This window comes from Ruegeria sp. CDSC042 (genome assembly GCF_059610745.1).
The window spans coordinates 800527-817648 of sequence record NZ_JBXWOF010000001.1; the positions used below are offsets into that span (position 1 = coordinate 800527).

Sequence of the window (17122 nt, forward strand, 5' to 3'; positions counted from 1 at the left end):
GTCTTGCATTCAACGCGCCTCATGGCAAGTGTGCCCGCCATGAAGACTTTGCATCAATCCCCTGTTGACCCGAATTTTGTCCAGAACCCTTATCCGTTTTATGATGCGGCCCGCGCGCATGGCGACCTTGTGTATTGGGCCGACTACCGGATGCACGCTGCTGTATCCCACCGGGCGGTTCAGGCCTTGCTGAAGGACCGTCGTTTCGGTCGCGAAGTACCGGCGGAAATGCAACGTCCAGGTCCTGCGCATCTAGCCCCCTGGTTGATGGTCGAATCTCATTCGTTGTTAGAAGCAGAGCCGCCGCGCCACACCCGGCTTCGCGGCCTCGTCATGCGGGCCTTTACCTCGCGCGCCATCACCGCACTGGAACCATCAATTCGTGACCTCAGCCACAAGCTGATCGACGCCTTTCCCAAAGCGCCCTTCGATCTGCTGGGTACCTATTGCACGCAAGTTCCGGTCGTCACGATCTGCCGCCTTCTTGGCGTTCCCGAAGAGATGTCTCCGCAGCTTTTGCGCTGGTCCCATGACATGGTGGCGATGTATCAGGCCAGCCGCACACGCCAGACCGAGGATGCGGCGGCGGCCTCGGCAAAAGAGTTCACCGACTTTCTCTCGTCTTACGTCGAAAAGCGCCGGTCTGACCCACAGGATGACCTGATTACCCGGTTGATTGCCGCTGAAGAAGATGGTGAAAAACTGTCACGTGACGAGTTGGTTGCAACTTGCATTCTGCTGTTGATTGCCGGTCATGAAGCCACGGTTCATTCGCTAGGAAATGGGCTCAGGACCGTATTGCACCAAGGTGTAAAAGCCGATGCCTTTCAGCCTGAAACCATTGACGCCACCGTCGAAGAAATCCTGCGCTTTGACCCGCCGCTGCATATGTTCACGCGCTATGCCTATGAAGAGATCGACCTGTTCGGGCACAGTTTTAAACGCGGTGACGAAGTCGCTTTGTTGCTTGGAGCCGCGAACCGTGATCCCCAAGTCTGGGCCGAACCTCATAAGTTCGATCCAACCCGCCCCATCCTGACCAACAGCAGCTTTGGCGCGGGTCTGCATTTCTGCGTCGGAGCACCGTTGGCCCGACTCGAAATGCGAATAGCGCTGGCGGCACTGTTCGAACGCTGTCCCAACGTAGCGCTCAGCGCGGAACCGGAATATTCCAACAGCTACCATTTTCACGGGCTAAAGCGGTTGATGGTTCAGGTCTGACCGCTAGTTCTCGATCAGGGCATTCAGCGGCAGCATGGTCGTCGACTTGATCTCTTCCATCGACAGCAGTGCCGTCACATTGTGGACGCGCACCTCGGAAATCAGAGTCTGATAGAACACGTCATAGGCGCGCGCGTTCTTAACCCGCACCTTGAGTATATAGTCGATATCGCCTGCCAGCCGGTGCGCCTCTTGCACTTCGGGGCGGTCCCGCAGGGCTTTGAGGAACATTCGCTGCCAATCCGCCTCGTGTTCAGAGGTGCGGATCAGCACGAAGAACGTCGCCTCAAAACCGAGCGCCTCGGCATCCAATAATACCGTCTGCTGACCAATCACCCCGGCCCCTTTCAGCTTGCGGATACGATTCCAGACAGGCGTCTTGGAACTGCCGACGCGGGCTGCTATTTCGTCCAGCGATTGGCTGGCGTCGCGCTGCAGCTCAACCAGAATTTTCCGATCCGTGTCATCAATCCGCACTGACATTCCAATTTCTTCCTCGTTTCGAAACTTTCGTATCGCTTGACCAACACAGCGAAACGCTTGTTCTTATTTATGCGCACATATGGCGTAATACCGGGAATATTTCCTATATTGAGGGTCAAGTCAAACCAACCCGGACCGAAACATGCAAGTGACGCAAACATATCAGGACGCAGGCCATGTCGACTTTGTCGGCGCAGGCCCTGGTGATCCCGAATTGCTAACGCTCAAGGCCCTGCGCGCGTTCGAGCGCGCGGATCTTGTCCTGCATGACCGGCTGATCAGCGCCGAGGTGCTGGCCCTTGCCGGGCAAACGGCCGACCTGGTCGATGTTGGTAAAGCCGGGTTTGGCCCCTCGTGGAAACAGGAAGACATCGACGCGCTGCTGGTAGAGCACGCCCTGAAGGGTCTACGCGTTGTACGCCTGAAATCCGGTGACCCCACCGTATTTGGTCGTTTGGACGAAGAAATCGACGCCGTCGAAGCAGCTGGCATCTCGTGGCAGATTATCCCCGGCATCACCGCAGCCTCGGCCGCAGTTGCGGGCATCGGGCAAAGCCAGACCCGCCGCGGGCGCAATTCTTCGATCCGTTTCCTGACCGGGCACGACATGAAGGGGTTCGCCGATCACGATTGGAGCGCCCTGGCGCAGCCCGGTTCGGTGGCGGCGATCTATATGGGCAAAAAGTCTGCCCGGTTTATTCAGGGCCGCCTGATCATGCACGGCGCCGACCGGGCCACACCTGTGACGCTGATCGAAAACGCGTCGCGTCCCGATCAGCGCATATTGACCACGACGCTGGATCACATGTCCGCCGATCTGAACGCCTCGGACATGGACGGCCCCACCCTTACTTTTTACGGCCTTGCCCCCCGCCAGGCAGCCAAGGCCCTGACTGAATTCAAAAAGGAGCACGCCTGATGGCCCGCGCTTTTACCCCCAAAGTGGTAACCGCCAACGATCTGTTGGAAGGTGACGTCATCTATCTGACCGAGGACGACCGCTGGTCGCGTGAGTTATCCGAGGCAGAGCTGATCACAGACGAAGCCCACGCACAGGTCCGTCTTCTGGATGCCGAACGCCAAGCAGGCAAGATTGTCGGTGCCTATCTGGCGGACGCCATAGCTGGCGACGAAGGCCCAGAACCAACTCATTTTCGGGAAGACTTCCGCCGGACTGGCCCGTCCAACTATGCCCACGGCAAACAGGAAACTTCCCCGCAGCCCCGGGCCTGATCCCTGGCCCTCTCTCTCTCCCCTACAAAGGCCCCAGGTTCGGGGCTGCACTTAAGGACAGCTAATCATGTATCGCTACTCGGAGTTCGACACAGCATTTTTGGCAGAACGCAACAGACAGTTCCGCGCCCAGGTCGAGCGCCGCATTGACGGATCGCTGACCGAGGATGAGTTCAAGCCGCTCCGCCTGATGAACGGCCTGTATTTGCAGCTGCACGCATATATGCTGCGGGTCGCCATTCCTTACGGCACGCTGAACAGTGCGCAGATGCGCCAACTGGCCCTGCTGGCTGAAAAGTGGGACAAGGGCTATGGCCATTTTACTACCCGTCAGAACATCCAGTACAACTGGCCCAAGCTGAATGACGTGCCGGATATGCTGGACGCGTTGGCCGAGGTTGGCATGCACGCCATCCAGACCAGCGGCAACACCATTCGTAATGTGACCGCCGACCATTTCGCCGGTGCCGCCGCGGATGAGGTCGCCGATCCGCGCCCCTATGCGGAACTGCTGCGCCAATGGTCGACCGACCACCCGGAATTCCAGTTCATGCCGCGTAAATTCAAGATCGCCATCACCGGGTCCGAAAATGACCGCGCCGTGATCAAGGCGCATGACATCGGCCTGCAACTGGTCGAGCGTGACGGCGTTCTGGGCGCCCGTGTTATCGTAGGCGGCGGTCTGGGCCGTACACCCATGATCGGCAAAGAACTGTCTGACTTCGTCGCGTTTGACGACCTGCTGGCTTACCTAGAAGCCACTGTTTCGGTTTGGAATCAAATCGGCCGCCGCGACAACAAGTACAAGGCACGCATCAAGATCACTGTCCATGAACACGGCATCGACGCTATCCGCGCCAAGGTGAACGAGCGTTTCCTGCAGGTCCGCCCGCAGTTCAAAGGCGCGGATATGAACCTGCTGGAAGAGATCAAGGGCCACTTCGCTGCACCCACCTTCCGCGAAGCGTCGGTTGCGTCATTTGAAAGCGCCTATACCAACGATCCGGTCTTCCGCTCGTGGGTCGATACCAACATCGCGCCGCACAAGAATGCGGACCACGCGATTGTCACCATCTCGATCAAGAAGCACGGCGCAACGCCGGGTGATGCAAGTGCCGAACAGATGCGCGTGATGGCCGATCTGGCAGAAGAGTTCGCCTATGACGAGCTGCGCATCAGCCATGAGCAGAACGTGATCCTGCCGCATGTCCACAAATCGGACCTGCCCGCGATCCATGCCAAGCTGAAGGAATACGAACTGGCGACCGCCAATATCGGCCTGATCAGCGACATCATCGCCTGCCCCGGCATGGACTATTGCGCTCTGGCAACGGCGCGTTCGATCCCGGTTGCACAGGAAATCGCCACCCGGTTCGAAGACCTCAAACTGGAGCATGATATCGGCCACCTGAAGATCAAGATCTCGGGCTGCATCAACGCCTGTGGTCACCACCATGTCGGCCATATCGGCATTCTTGGTCTGGATCGTGCAGGCGTCGAAAACTACCAGATCACTCTGGGTGGTGACGGCACGGAAAACGCCGCAATCGGCGATCGTACGGGTCCAGGCTTTGCCTATGATGAGATCGTTCCGGCCGTTGAGCGCATCGTCGAAACCTATCTGGAGCAGCGTGAGGGCGCCGAAGAAACTTTCCTCGAGACCTATCGCCGTGTCGGAATGACTCCGTTCAAGGCGGCCCTCTACCCCGAGGCGCGAGCGAATGCCGCTTGATCTGATCCAGACTGAACTGGGCCGGGATAGACGCGAACTGACCGAACGGGTCAGTGAGTTGAACGCCCGGTTCCGCCACCACAGTGCGCATGACGTGATGCACGGAGCAATGGAAGAGATCGATGATCTCGCTCTGGTCTCAAGTTTTGGCGCGGAATCGGTGGTGTTGCTGCATATGGCGGCCGTGGTCGACAAGATGATCCCGGTGCTGTTCATCGACACGCAGATGCTGTTCACCGAAACGCTGGAGTATCAGCAGGAAGTGAGCGAGCGGTTGGGGTTGCGAAACGTCAAGATCATCCGCGCGGATGAAGAGGATGTTCAACGCGACGACCCCTATGGCGCGCTGCGTCTGCGGGACATGGATGCGTGCTGTAACCTGCGCAAGACCTTCCCGCTGCAACAGGCGTTGCTGGGATATGATGGCTGGATCACCGGGCGCAAACGGTTTCAGGCCGGGTCCCGCGCCACGCTTGATTTCTTTGAGGTCGAGGACGGCACAGGCCGGATCAAGGTCAACCCGCTGGCCCATTGGGCGCCCGAAGATGTGCGCGCCTATATGGAAGAGAACAACTTGCCCAGGCACCCGCTGGTGGCCAAAGGATACCCTTCGATCGGCTGTGCGCCCTGTACTTCGCCGGTCAAACAGGGCGAAGACCCCCGCGCCGGACGCTGGCGCGATCAGAACAAGGAAGAATGCGGCATTCATTTTGTAGATGGCAAGATGATGCGCGCCGGAGAGAACACATGAACGTTATCGTAACCGATGAGGGGTTCGCCCCCGATGATTGGACTGATGGCTATGTCACGCTGGAAGACGCGGCCAATGATGTGGTCGCGCTGGATGTCAGCTCAGACACGGATCCCGATGAGCTTGCCGAACGGCTGGGCTGCGCCAAGATGGTGCGCGTCGATTTCCCGTCCTTTGCGGATGGGCGCGGCTTTACCATCGCGCGGACCCTGCGCCTGAAAGGCTATACCGGTCGCTTGCGCGCCAAAGGTCATGTCCTTGCCGACCAGTATGCCATGGCGCGGCGCAGCGGCTTTGATGAGGTCGAGATTGAAGACACTCTGGCCGATCGTCAGCCCGAAGATCAATGGGTGGCTCGCGCCAACTGGCAGGACAACAACTATCAGGCCCGCCTGCGCGGCTAAAATCGCCTTTCGCAGCCTCAAATAGGAACGTAGGGGCAAGAGCCCCCTTTTCCTGACTTGGATCAAAGATTAAACGGAGATGTCGGTTTACTCCACCGGCAGTGAAACGATGACAGAGATGAAACCCGTGACCGAAGCAACCGCCGTGAAGGCCCCCGTTCTGCCGGACGCCCAGACTGTGACAGACGTCAAGCATTGGACTGACAGCCTGTTCTCATTCAAAGTGTCGCGCCCCGCGTCCTTGCGGTTCCGCTCGGGCGAGTTTGTGATGATCGGCCTGTTGGGTGACAACGGCAAACCCTTGCTGCGCGCCTATTCCATCGCCTCGCCGTCCTGGGATGAGGAATTGGAGTTCTACTCGATCAAGGTACAAGACGGTCCTCTGACCTCGAAACTACAGCACATCAAACCCGGCGATCAGATCATCCTGCGGCCCAAACCCGTTGGCACGCTGGTCCATGACGCTCTGCTGCCCGGCAAGCGCCTGTGGTTCTTTGCCACCGGCACCGGCTTTGCACCCTTCGCCTCTCTGCTGCGCGAACCACAGACCTATGAGGATTATGATGAGGTCATAATCACCCATACCTGCCGCGAAGTGGCCGAGCTGGAATATGGTCGTCAGCTGATCGAAGACATTCGCCAGGACGAAATGCTGGCTGAGCTGATGGGCGAAGGTTTTGCGGACAAGATTCGTTACTACCCGACCACCACACGCGAACAGAGCCCCAAGATGGGCCGCATTACCGAGCTGTTGAAAGACGGCACAGTATTTGCCGATCTGGCGATTGAGGGCGGCATCAAACCGGAAACCGACCGTGCGATGGTCTGCGGGTCTTTGGCTTTCAACCTGGATATCAAAAAAATCCTCGAGGATTTCGGACTGCGCGAAGGCGCAAATTCCGACCCCAAGGAATTCGTCATTGAAAAGGCCTTTGTTGGCTAATCCGGTTTGCCGGTCTGATATGCGACATCAGATCGGCAAAAACGCGGGAATATCATGGGAAATTCACGCTGGTGGTCACTTATGCCGCTTGAAACGTCCCGCAGCCCAGTCTAAATTCCGGGCTTGAAATTCTGCAATCATCAAAGGAATGAACCCATAGCTCGCAGACCTCACAACGCGCCGCCTCAGAGAGACACCGGCCCGCGCGTCAATGATAAGATCCGTGCCCCCGAAATTCGCCTTATCGGCGCCGAAGGTGAAAATGTCGGGGTGGTTCATCCCGCCAAAGCCATGCAACTCGCGGACGAAGCCGGCCTGGATCTGGTCGAGATTTCGCCGAATGCAAACCCTCCGGTTTGCAAAATCATGGACTTTGGTAAATTCAAGTACGAAACGCAGAAACGCGAGGCCGAAGCGCGCAAAAAGCAAAAAGTCATTGAGGTGAAAGAGGTCAAGTTCCGGCCCAACACCGATACTCATGACTATGAAGTCAAAATGCGCAACGTGTTCAAATTCCTTGAAAACGGCGACAAGGTAAAGGTGACTCTGCGCTTCCGTGGTCGTGAGATGGCACACCAGAATCTGGGCCGTGAGCTGCTGGAACGTGTTGCCGTGGACACCAAGGAAATCGGCAAGGTCGAGAACATGCCCAAGATGGAAGGCCGTCAGATGATCATGATGATCGGCCCGCTGCCGCAGAAGTAAGCCCTGCGACAACTGCGTTATTCGAAACCCCCTCGGATTGAGGGGGTTTTATTTTGCGCTTCGGCTTTTGAGCCAGACCCTTGCGTCATTCACATCAAATGCCAGCGAAATCAGGTCAATAACCAGTAGAAACACCAGAAATTTCGCATATTCGGTCGCCAGTTCAGCCTCGCTTGCAAATGCTGCAATCACGACGAAAACCATTGGCACCCAACATATTAGATGCGGAAATGCCATCGCTTTGCTCATCCCTCGTGTCGCCAGCATGATCGGAAGATTCAATGCCATCCCACCGATTGAGAGTGCTGCGATTAGAATACCATTTGGCTGATCCAGATACGCCAGAGGTGCCAGATTGGTCGGGATGAGCAGCACCACCAACCAGATCTGTACCCAGGCGGGCAAGTCCCGAAAACTCTTCCAGATGTCGACAATCATCATCGCTCCTTCAGGAATTGACCTTTTGTCGATACCCTATTGAGTAAAAAGAGAAAGTCAGATCAAAAGAGCGTCAGATCGCGGCTTTGAGTGCGGCCTCCAGCTTTTCAACCAATTCCTCAATCTGTGCGTCTTCGATAATGAAAGGCGGCGCCAACAGAATATGGTCGCCACTTCGACCATCGCGCGTGCCAGACATGGGGTAACAGATCAGACCAGCGTTTAACGCCGCCTTCTTGATCTTGCCCGCGAGACCAAGTGAGGGATCAAACGGTGTTTTTCCGGCCCGATCCGAGACCAGCTCGATACCGCGGAACAGCCCGCGGCCCCGAATATCGCCGACATTAGGGTGCTCGCTGAACGCAGTTTCCAGCGCATATTGCAGTCTATGCCCCATAAAATCGGCGCGCTGGGGCAGTTGTTGGCTCGTCAATTCCTTCAGCACCGCCAATGCCGCCGCAGTTGCCACCGGATGGCCGACATAGGTATGCCCGTGCTGGAAAAACCCTGACCCATTTTGGATCGCCTTATATATCCGGCTCGTACACAACATTGAGCCGATGGGTTGATAACCCGCCCCCAAACCCTTGGCGATGCACAGAATATCCGGGGCAATTCCATCGTGATCGCAGGCAAACAAATGCCCGGTGCGCCCCATACCGCACATGACCTCATCGAGGATCAGCAAAACGCCATATTGATCACAGATTTCACGTATGCGCCTAAAATACCCTTCGACCGCCGGGACCGCCCCCAGCGTTGCCCCCACGACTGGCTCGGCCATAAACGCCATGACGGTTTCAGGGCCAAGACGCAAAATTTCGGCCTCCAACTCGTCGGCCACCCGTTGACCATAGGCGTGGCTGCTCTCACCATCTTGCTTTTCGGCATATTCGTAGCAGGGCGCGATATGGGTCATTTCGATCAGCATCGGTGCGAATTGCGCACGGCGCCAGGCATTTCCCCCCGCTGACAAGGCCCCCAAAGTGTTTCCATGATAGCTTTGGCGGCGCGCGATGACGTGGCGGCGCTCGGGCTGACCGATCTCAAGAAAATACTGCCGCGCCAGTTTGATGGCGGCCTCTGTTGCTTCGGACCCTCCGGATACGAAATAAACGCGATCCAAATCCCCGGGCGCATGATCAATCAGAAGGTCCGCAAGGGCTTCGGCAGGTTCGGACGTCATAAACCCGGTATGCGCAAAGGCGATCTTTTCAACCTGGCTTTGAACCGCCTCGATCACCGCCCGGTTTGAGTGGCCAAGACAGGACACAGCAGCATCACCGCAATCCAGATACCGCTTACCGTCAGCATCGATCATATAGCAGCCTTCGCCGCCAACCGCGACTGGCAGCTGAGATTTCGTATGGCGTGGGAAAACGTGGCTCATGATCTATCCTCTTTCAATCTGGCGACAAGGGCCGCGACTGAGGCGGCGTTATTGTCCCAAGTGTCTCCGTTCCGGTCTGCGATGCTGTTTTCAAATCCGACCCGGACATCACCGCCCAAGGACGCCGCATGTATCAAACAGTCATGCTCTCGCTTTCCAAAGGCACAGATCATCCAGGGCGAATCCCCGTCCGGAAACGCTTCCAGATCCGAGGGCTTTGATTCCTGATCAGTCCGATAGCGCCCCAGAACAAGCAAACGGTCGGATTGCTGTTCGCGCACAACACCACGATATTGCCACCGTGCTAATAGGGCCGCATCTTCAGCGTCGTAAAGAATATGCTGAACCCGCGTCCCCTGATCCGCGCAAAGACCATAGATCCGGTCAGCCAGATCGTTATCGCGCGCGATTTCACGGACCGAGATCGACGCCCAAGCCGGTCTAACCTTCCTCAGACATTCGAACTGGCTGCTTACATCAAAAATCCCTGCCGCCTCGGTTGTGATCTGGATGTCCAGGGCCGGAACCCGCCGCCGAAGTTCAGCAAGTGTTTCCAGATACTGTCCCGCATCCAAAGAGTGACGGCCTTCTGTGTCCCGAATGTGCAGATGAAGACCGGCCGCACCGGCCTCATGGCATGCTCTGGCCGCTTCAAGAATTTGCGAGGTTGTGACAGGCAGGGCTGGGTGATCTGCCGCACCTCGGCGCGCACCATTGGGCGCCGCCAGAATGTAGGGTTCAGATTTCGACCGATGCTGTGACATTCCCTGCCCCCGTTTACCTGTTGCCGCATCTATGCAAGCGGCCTATGTTTTACACCTCCTTCTTTCATAACATATGTTTTTTTCATGACAGAGACCCAACGCCAGCTGACAGATAACCTGAGGAAAAACATCGACCAGATGCCGCCCAGACTTCAGGCGGCAGCCAAATACATCGTGGATCACCCCGCGGATTTTGGCCTCGACCCGATACGGGTAACTGCCGAGAAGATCGGTGTCAGTGCAAATGTCCTTGTCAGGCTTGCCCAGTATATGGGCTATGGTGGGTTTCAGGCCTTCCGCTCTCCGTTCCGTCAAAATCTGGCGACGGATAACGAAGAATTCCTTGGCCCTTCCTGGCAAACCCACATGCACGCCGAAGGAGCCCATGGTCAACTTCAAGCCAAGCTTGCCCGCAACGAACAGAATGTCGTTGTCAGGTCGCTGCGATTGATGAGGCCCGACACAGCGCATCTGGCCATTGAACATATACTCGGGTCCCGCCGATGCTTCGTAACAGCCACTCGTGCTAGTTACGCGCTGGCCTATTATTTCTCCTATAACGGGCGCATGGCGCACCCGGGCATTCAGTTGATCCCCCGCCACATTGGCTCGGCCACTGATGATCTGCTGGACGCGGATGACAAGGATTGCCTGCTGGCAATCACCGTAAGCCCCTATTCGGCCGAAACGATAAAATCCGTGAGGTACGCCCGGGAAAAAGGACTTCGGGTCATCCTGATATCGGATAGCGAAGTAATTGCGCCGGGCGTTGAACCGGATGTCGCCTTTACCGTCAGCACAAGGTCACAACATCACACCTCGAGCTTTACCGGTGTCATGGCTGTGTTGGAATGTCTCATCGGCCATTTATTTGACGCCGGTGGCAAAACAGCAGCGCACCGCGTTGAGGCCTATCAAAAGGCGCGCGAAGATACCGGGGCCTATTGGCAGCCAAACAAACTTCCGAAAATACGCCGAAAATAGAAAAAGCCCCGAGGGACACACCCCGGGGCTTTGCGACTAAAAGCCGGTTTACTTACATGCAGGCCAGCACAGCCCGCTTGGTCATCACACTGACCAGATGCGCGCGATACGCTTTGCTGCCATGAAGATCGCCGATCATGTTGGCCGGGTTGATGTTCAGCCCCATCAACGCGTCCGGTCGGAATTCAGTATTCAGCGCCTGTTCTGCTTCGGACCAGCGGAACACCCCATCCTCGCTGGCGCCCGTGACCGCCACACGCACACCGTCGGCGAACCGGGCCAGATAGACACCCACCAACGCAAAGCGCGAGGCTGGCTGCAAGAACTTCTGATAGCTCGCGGCCTGTGGCACCGGAAAGCGGATGGATGTGATGATCTCACCCTCATCCAGTGCGGTCGAGAACATGCCATCAAAAAACGCATCTGCTGCAATCTGACGGGCGTTGGTCACGATCGTGGCCCCGGATCCGAGCACACCCGCCGGGTAACAGGCCGCCGGATCGTTATTCGCAACCGAGCCGCCAATCGTGCCGCGGTTGCGCACCGCCGGATCACCGATCTGACCGGCCAATGCGGCCAGCGCCGGGTATGATCCCGCTGCCTCTTGAGCAACAACTGCATGCGGCGTTGCGCCACCAATAGAAACCGACCCGTCATCCCCAACACAGACGCCCTGCATTTCGGGAATTCCGCTGAGCGAGACGAGTGCCGATGGCGCCGCCAATCGTTGTTTCAGCGTCGGGATCAGGGTTTGCCCACCACCCAACGCCTGCGCATCCTCAGCCCCTAAAGCGGCAACCGCGTCGGCTATGGTCGAGGGTTTCTCAAATTCGAAATTGTACATTTCGTCTTCCTTTCCGAAAGGCGCTGTTCTGCCCTTCATCTGGCTATAAACATCTCGGGGAGCGCGAGGGGTTGACCCCTCGCACCCCAACCTCTCACCCGTGCATCGCGGTCCAGACACGCGATGGACTCACCGGCATATCGATATGATCGATGGCTTTGCCGCCTGAATTCAACGCATCCAGCACCGCGTTGACCACCGCAGGTGGTGAACCGATTGCCCCGGCCTCACCACAGCCCTTCACACCCAACGGGTTATGCGTACATGGCGTCTGGCTCGAGTGATCCACCGCATAGAACGGCACATCATCGGCACGCGGCATGGCGTAATCCATAAAGGACGCGCTCAGCAGCTGACCGTTTTCGTCATAGGCACAGTTTTCAAGCAATGCCTGACCGATGCCCTGACCGATGCCGCCATGCACCTGACCATCCACGATCATCGGGTTGACGATATTGCCAAAGTCATCAGCGGCGGTGAAGGCTTCGATGGTGACCCGACCGGTTTCGGGGTCAACCTCGACCTCACAGGCATAGGCGCCAGCCGGGAAGGTAAAGTTGGCCGGGTCATAAAAGGCGGTCTCCTCCAGCCCGGGCTCGACCTCCAGCGGAAAGTTATGCGGCACATAGGCCGTCAGGGTGACATCACCCCAGGCCACCGACTTGTCGGTCCCTGCCACGCTGAACTGACCGTCCTTCAGCTCGATATCAGCCTCGGACGCCTCCAACAGATGCGCCGCGATCTTCTTGGCCTTGTCGATCACTTTCTCAGTTGCCTTTACCATCGCCGATCCACAGACCGCCAAAGACCGCGAGCCATAGGTGCCCATGCCAAACGGAATCTTCGACGTGTCGCCATGCACGATCTCGATCATCGACTCGTCGATACCGATCATGTCCGCCACAACCTGCGGGAAGGCCGTTTCATGCCCCTGCCCGTGGCTATGGGCACCTACCATGACGCTGATCGAGCCGGTGGCATTCACCCGCACAGTCGCCGCATCATACAGACCCGCACGGGCCCCCAGCATACCAACGATGTTCGAGGGCGCGATGCCGCAAGCCTCGATATAGCAGTTGACGCCCAGACCCCGCAGCTTGCCCTTGGCCTCGCTTTCAGCGCGACGCGCGGCAAAGCCTGCCAGATCAGCAGCGGCCTCAAGCTTGTCCATCGTCCCATTATAATCGCCTGTGTCATAGGTCAGCGCCACCGGTGTGTCATAGGGGAACTGGGTGATGAAGTTCTGCCGGCGCAGGGCGATCGGATCGACACCCAGTTCACGCGCTGCCTTGTCCACGACCCGCTCCAACTGGAACGTCGCCTCAGGACGGCCCGCGCCGCGATAGGCATCCACCGGGACCGTATTGGTGAACATCGCCTTGACGTTGACCTGAATGACCGGCGTCTTGTAGTTGCCCGCCATCAGCGTCCCGTGCAGCCATGTCGGAACCGAGCTGGAGAAGGTCGACAGATACGCACCCATATTTGCATAGGTGTTGGTGCGCAGACCGATAAAGTTATTGTCCGCATCCAGCGCCAGTTCGATCTGTCCGACATGGTCGCGCCCATGCGCGTCAGACATGAACGCCTCGGACCGGCTCGAGGTCCATTTGACCGGGCGGTTACAAGCCTTGGCGGCGAAGGTGCAGAACGCCTCTTCGGCATAGTGGAAGATCTTGGTGCCAAAGCCGCCACCCACATCCGGCGCGACCACGCGAACCTTGTGTTCGGGCAGGCCCAGAACAAAGGCACACATCAACAGGCGGATCACATGCGGGTTCTGCGACGTGGTATAAAGTGTGTATTCTTCGGTGCCGCGGCTGTACTCGCCCACCGCCACACGCGGCTCCATCGGATTGGCAACCAGACGGTTGTTCACCAGATCCAGCGTGGTGACATGGGCCGCATTGGCAAAGACCTCATTGACCTTGGCATCATCGGTTTCGCCCAGCTGCCAATCATAGCAGATGTTGTTTTTCAGATCGTCATGGACCAGCGTCGCGCCTTCTTGCGCGGCGGCCTTCATGTCGATCACGGCGGGCAGCTCCTCGATATCAAGCTCGATCGCCTCAGCCGCGTCGCGGGCCTGTTCCAGGCTGTCGGCGACCACAGCAGCAATCGGATCGCCCACATGGCGCACTTTGCCCTGTGCCAAAATGGGATGCGGAGGTTCCTGCATCGGTGCGCCGTGCTTGTCGGTCACTTCCCAGCCACAGGGCATGCCGCCCACGCCTTCGAAATCCTTGCCGGTAAACACTTTGACCACGCCCGGCATGGCCTCGGCAGCAGAGGTGTCGATGCTTTTGATCCGGCCATGCGCGATGTCGGACCGCAGAAAATGCACATAGGCCTGGCCATGCACGTTGATATCGTCGGTGTAATTGCCTGCTCCGGTTAAAAAGCGCACGTCCTCGCGCCGTTTGGAACTGGCTCCGATGCCACTGTCTTTGGGCATTGCTTGTTCTCCTCCCTGAAAAAGAATTTTCGTCGAAAATTCTTTACGTCGGTATTACTCGGCAGCGATGCCGCTTACGTCCTGACCCGATGCGGCCATGATCGCTTTGACAATGTTGTGATAGCCTGTGCAGCGGCACAGGTTGCCTTCCAGATACTTTCGAATCTCGGCTTCGCTCGGGCGCGGGTTCTCTTTGAGCAAGGCGGCGGCGCTCATCACCATGCCCGGCGTACAAAATCCGCATTGCAACCCGTGATGATCCTGAAACGCCTGCTGAATCACGTTCAAAGACCCATCCTCAGCGGCCTGGCCCTCAATCGTGGCGACCTCAGACCCGTCCGCTTCCAGCGCAAGCATGTTGCACGACTTCACCGCCGCGCCATTCACATGAACAACACACGCCCCACATTGCGCAGTGTCACATCCAACATGCGTTCCGGTCAGCGACAGATGATCACGTAAAAATCCAGACAACAACGTCCGACCCTCAACCTCTCCGCTAACAGACCTCCCGTTCACGGTCATGGTGACCTGTGTCATAAGTTCCTCCCATGTCATATTTTTCTCTGTCGAGTTAAACACGGGACTTATTGTTTGAGAACAAAAATTTCGCAGGGCGCCGTTTAGGACAGATCACAATGCCGAACAAAGCGGCCTGATCTGGGCCTTAAATTGATGTCAAACGCCTTGCCGTTTGATAGATGCGCGTGGCTGTGGCCGGGTCGGGATTTCCTTGAGCAATCCACCGACCCCCATGCCTGCAATATGCGCCGCTGTCGTTTCAATCCCGCAAGCCACGCGCGACAAAACCCAATCCGCACCGTTCAGTGCGGGAGAACGCGCACACCCCGGCAAACCGATTACAGGTCTGGCGTCCAGCAGACCGGTGAACAACAGGTTGCCCGGATCTACCGGCATTCCAAACCGATCCACCTGACCGCCTGCAACACGAACGGCCTGCGGCGCGACATCATGTGCATCCGAAGTTGCTGAGCCCGTCAAGATCAGGACAATATCCCCTTTAACGCCCGTCAATGCAGCAGACAGCGCCTGAATCTCATGTGGCACCACCCGAATGTCATCCAAACCCATACCCAGGGCTTCGACTCGCCCTCGGATTGCGGCAATACCCTTGTCGTTCGAAACACCTCCGGGGATGTCTGTGACGATCAGGCCAGCACTGCGAAACACCGGGCCAGACAGGCGCACCGCCCCTTGTGCCAGCGCCGAGGCACGCACCACATCTTCGCCGGGGACGGCATAAGAAATGACTTTAATTGTCGCCACCATCCCGCCTGATCCCATCTGTTGATATTGGGGAACTGTGGCCACGGTAATCATCGGGTTAACCAAGTTGAACGCTTCCAGCGCCTGTACGTCCAGAACAGCAACTCCGGGGCCTCTCGCCAAGAGGTTAACGCGCCCTGTGAACGGCTCGGTGACGCGCAATCCCACGGTTGCCGGGTCCGGGGCCAAAGCCTCTGCCAAACTCCGGGCAGCGTCGTTTTCGTGACAATCACCGGGTTCCAGCTGCGCAACAGTGACCGAGGTCAACCCGGCGGCGGCCATTTCATCCAGATGAGTTTGCGTGAGCAAAAGGCCCTTACGCAGCTTTGTGTCTTGGGCTTTCACTGAATGCGCCAGAATTGCACCGGCGGCCTCGCGCAGAGGAACCGAGCCAAACTTCATGCTTTGCCCCGCAACACCGCGGTCATTTCGGCCAATATGGAAACCGCAATTTCCGCAGGATCGGCGGCACCGATATCCAAGCCTACGGGACCGTGAATCTGTGAAATCTGCCCTTCAGTAAATCCGGCTTCTTTCATCCGGGTGACGCGTTTCGCATGCGTTCGATTAGACCCCAGCGCCCCAATATAGAACACACCGGCTCTCAGGGCGGCCTCTAACGCGGGATCATCCAGTTTTGGATCATGGGTCAGCAAGACAACAGCCGTTCGCGCATCCATTCCAAGCTTTGCAACGGCCTCATCCGGCCAATCCGTCAGCACGGTTTCCTGAGGGAATCTTGCGGCGGTTGCAAACGCATCTCGCGGATCCACAATCGCAGGGTCGTACCCCGCAATTCGCGCCATCGGGACCAGGGCCTGAGCAATATGAACGGCCCCGACCACTATCAACCGCAAGGGCGGATTGTGGACCGAAACAAATGTCTTCGCATCCTCTTCGAAACCGGACCGGTCCATGCGCATGCGTTCGGGATAACGATCGCGCTGCAACGCACGATGACCGGATTCGATATTCACTTCATAAGCCACAGGCTCGCGCTGCGCGCGTGCAGCGACCAGATCGCGCAATATGCTTTCAGGAAGGACCGATCCAATAGGTTCGACCAGTACCCGAATTGTTCCGCCACAGGCCAGCCCGACCGCAAAAGCATCTTCGTCACTGACCCCGAATTCAAGTAGGCGCGCTTCACCCTCTTCGATCGCTTCCAACGCCTCGACAACAACCGCACCTTCGACACAGCCACCCGATACTGACCCCTCAAAGCGGCCATCACCTGCTATCACAAGCTGAGCACCAACACGTCTGGGGGCACTGCCCCAGGTCTGAACAACCGTAGCCAGCGCAACTGGCTTTCCCGTTTCATACCAATCCAGAGCAGTCTCGGGGCTGTTGTCGAATCTGTCCATATCGCCCTCCTGGCGTTTCCCGCACCAACATAGGCAGGTTTGGCAGGATGAAAAGTAAACCATCAGGCTAACTCATGGGCCTTGAAAGAAATTCCAAATGCTATGCAAAGCCCCGCGGGTT

The 17122-nt window shown here is 57.6% G+C and carries 18 protein-coding genes; 9 read left to right on the forward strand and 9 right to left on the reverse strand.

Annotation, left to right across the window (positions count from 1 at the left end; all coding sequences use genetic code 11):
• Positions 1-39: 39 nt before the first annotated feature.
• Positions 40-1221: a cytochrome P450 gene (locus tag AC2FHX_RS04065; protein WP_496700221.1), complete on the forward strand. Its 1182-nt coding sequence runs from the start codon at positions 40-42 to the stop codon at positions 1219-1221.
• A 3-nt stretch (positions 1222-1224) separates the two neighbouring features.
• Here the strand turns inward: AC2FHX_RS04065 and AC2FHX_RS04070 are convergent, their stop codons facing one another.
• Positions 1225-1704, reverse strand: a complete 480-nt coding sequence (locus AC2FHX_RS04070) for an Lrp/AsnC family transcriptional regulator (RefSeq protein WP_496700220.1) — start codon at positions 1702-1704, stop codon at positions 1225-1227.
• A gap of 142 nt (positions 1705-1846) precedes the next feature.
• On the opposite strand from AC2FHX_RS04070, the gene cobA reads away from it, so the two are divergent.
• The 7 genes from cobA (at position 1847) to infC (ending at position 7472) form a co-directional block, all read left to right on the forward strand.
• Positions 1847-2623: a uroporphyrinogen-III C-methyltransferase gene (gene cobA, locus AC2FHX_RS04075; RefSeq protein WP_496700219.1), complete on the forward strand. Its 777-nt coding sequence runs from the start codon at positions 1847-1849 to the stop codon at positions 2621-2623.
• On the forward strand, positions 2623-2937 hold the full coding sequence (locus AC2FHX_RS04080; protein ID WP_496700218.1) for a DUF2849 domain-containing protein: 315 nt from the start codon (positions 2623-2625) through the stop codon (positions 2935-2937). The genes cobA and AC2FHX_RS04080 overlap by 1 nt, the downstream gene beginning before the upstream one ends.
• A gap of 67 nt (positions 2938-3004) precedes the next feature.
• Positions 3005-4669 (forward strand): nitrite/sulfite reductase, encoded by a 1665-nt coding sequence (locus AC2FHX_RS04085; protein ID WP_496700217.1) that lies wholly within the window; start codon positions 3005-3007, stop codon positions 4667-4669.
• Positions 4659-5420: a phosphoadenylyl-sulfate reductase gene (locus tag AC2FHX_RS04090; RefSeq protein WP_496691317.1), complete on the forward strand. Its 762-nt coding sequence runs from the start codon at positions 4659-4661 to the stop codon at positions 5418-5420. The genes AC2FHX_RS04085 and AC2FHX_RS04090 overlap by 11 nt, the downstream gene beginning before the upstream one ends.
• Positions 5417-5824 (forward strand): DUF934 domain-containing protein, encoded by a 408-nt coding sequence (locus AC2FHX_RS04095; RefSeq protein WP_496695306.1) that lies wholly within the window; start codon positions 5417-5419, stop codon positions 5822-5824. Before AC2FHX_RS04090 ends, AC2FHX_RS04095 begins: the two co-directional genes overlap by 4 nt.
• Positions 5825-5933: 109 nt before the next feature.
• Complete coding sequence (locus AC2FHX_RS04100; protein WP_496700434.1) at positions 5934-6767, forward strand: ferredoxin--NADP reductase; 834 nt, start codon at positions 5934-5936, stop codon at positions 6765-6767.
• Positions 6768-6890: 123 nt separating this feature from the next.
• A complete protein-coding gene (infC, locus tag AC2FHX_RS04105; protein WP_246097134.1) occupies positions 6891-7472 on the forward strand; it encodes a translation initiation factor IF-3 in 582 nt (193 codons plus the stop codon).
• 48 nt (positions 7473-7520) lie between these two features.
• Here the strand turns inward: infC and AC2FHX_RS04110 are convergent, their stop codons facing one another.
• The 3 genes from AC2FHX_RS04110 to AC2FHX_RS04120 form a co-directional block, all read right to left on the reverse strand.
• A complete protein-coding gene (locus AC2FHX_RS04110) occupies positions 7521-7910 on the reverse strand; it encodes a hypothetical protein (protein WP_496700216.1) in 390 nt (129 codons plus the stop codon).
• Between the two features lie 73 nt (positions 7911-7983).
• Positions 7984-9300 carry an aspartate aminotransferase family protein gene (locus AC2FHX_RS04115; protein WP_496700215.1) on the reverse strand — a complete coding sequence of 439 codons (1317 nt, stop codon included), beginning with the start codon at positions 9298-9300 and terminating at the stop codon, positions 7984-7986.
• Positions 9297-10064 carry a beta-keto acid cleavage family enzyme gene (locus AC2FHX_RS04120; protein WP_496700214.1) on the reverse strand — a complete coding sequence of 256 codons (768 nt, stop codon included), beginning with the start codon at positions 10062-10064 and terminating at the stop codon, positions 9297-9299. Before AC2FHX_RS04120 ends, AC2FHX_RS04115 begins: the two co-directional genes overlap by 4 nt.
• Before the next feature lie 84 nt (positions 10065-10148).
• Between AC2FHX_RS04120 and AC2FHX_RS04125 the strand changes: the two genes are divergently transcribed.
• Positions 10149-11048, forward strand: a complete 900-nt coding sequence (locus tag AC2FHX_RS04125) for a MurR/RpiR family transcriptional regulator (RefSeq protein ID WP_496700213.1) — start codon at positions 10149-10151, stop codon at positions 11046-11048.
• 52 nt (positions 11049-11100) lie between these two features.
• On the opposite strand, the gene AC2FHX_RS04130 is transcribed toward AC2FHX_RS04125, so the two are convergent.
• The 5 genes from AC2FHX_RS04130 to AC2FHX_RS04150 form a co-directional block, all read right to left on the reverse strand.
• The gene (locus AC2FHX_RS04130; RefSeq protein ID WP_142634105.1) at positions 11101-11892 is read right to left on the reverse strand and encodes an FAD binding domain-containing protein; all 792 of its coding nucleotides are present in this window, start codon (positions 11890-11892) and stop codon (positions 11101-11103) included.
• A gap of 94 nt (positions 11893-11986) precedes the next feature.
• Entirely contained in the window at positions 11987-14347 is a 2361-nt protein-coding gene (locus AC2FHX_RS04135; RefSeq protein WP_496691324.1) for a xanthine dehydrogenase family protein molybdopterin-binding subunit, read from the reverse strand.
• Between the two features lie 54 nt (positions 14348-14401).
• Entirely contained in the window at positions 14402-14887 is a 486-nt protein-coding gene (locus AC2FHX_RS04140; protein ID WP_142634109.1) for a (2Fe-2S)-binding protein, read from the reverse strand.
• A gap of 138 nt (positions 14888-15025) precedes the next feature.
• Complete coding sequence (locus tag AC2FHX_RS04145) at positions 15026-16036, reverse strand: molybdopterin-binding protein (RefSeq protein ID WP_496700212.1); 1011 nt, start codon at positions 16034-16036, stop codon at positions 15026-15028.
• On the reverse strand, positions 16033-17001 hold the full coding sequence (locus tag AC2FHX_RS04150) for an XdhC family protein (RefSeq protein WP_496700211.1): 969 nt from the start codon (positions 16999-17001) through the stop codon (positions 16033-16035). Before AC2FHX_RS04150 ends, AC2FHX_RS04145 begins: the two co-directional genes overlap by 4 nt.
• Positions 17002-17122 lie beyond the last annotated feature (121 nt).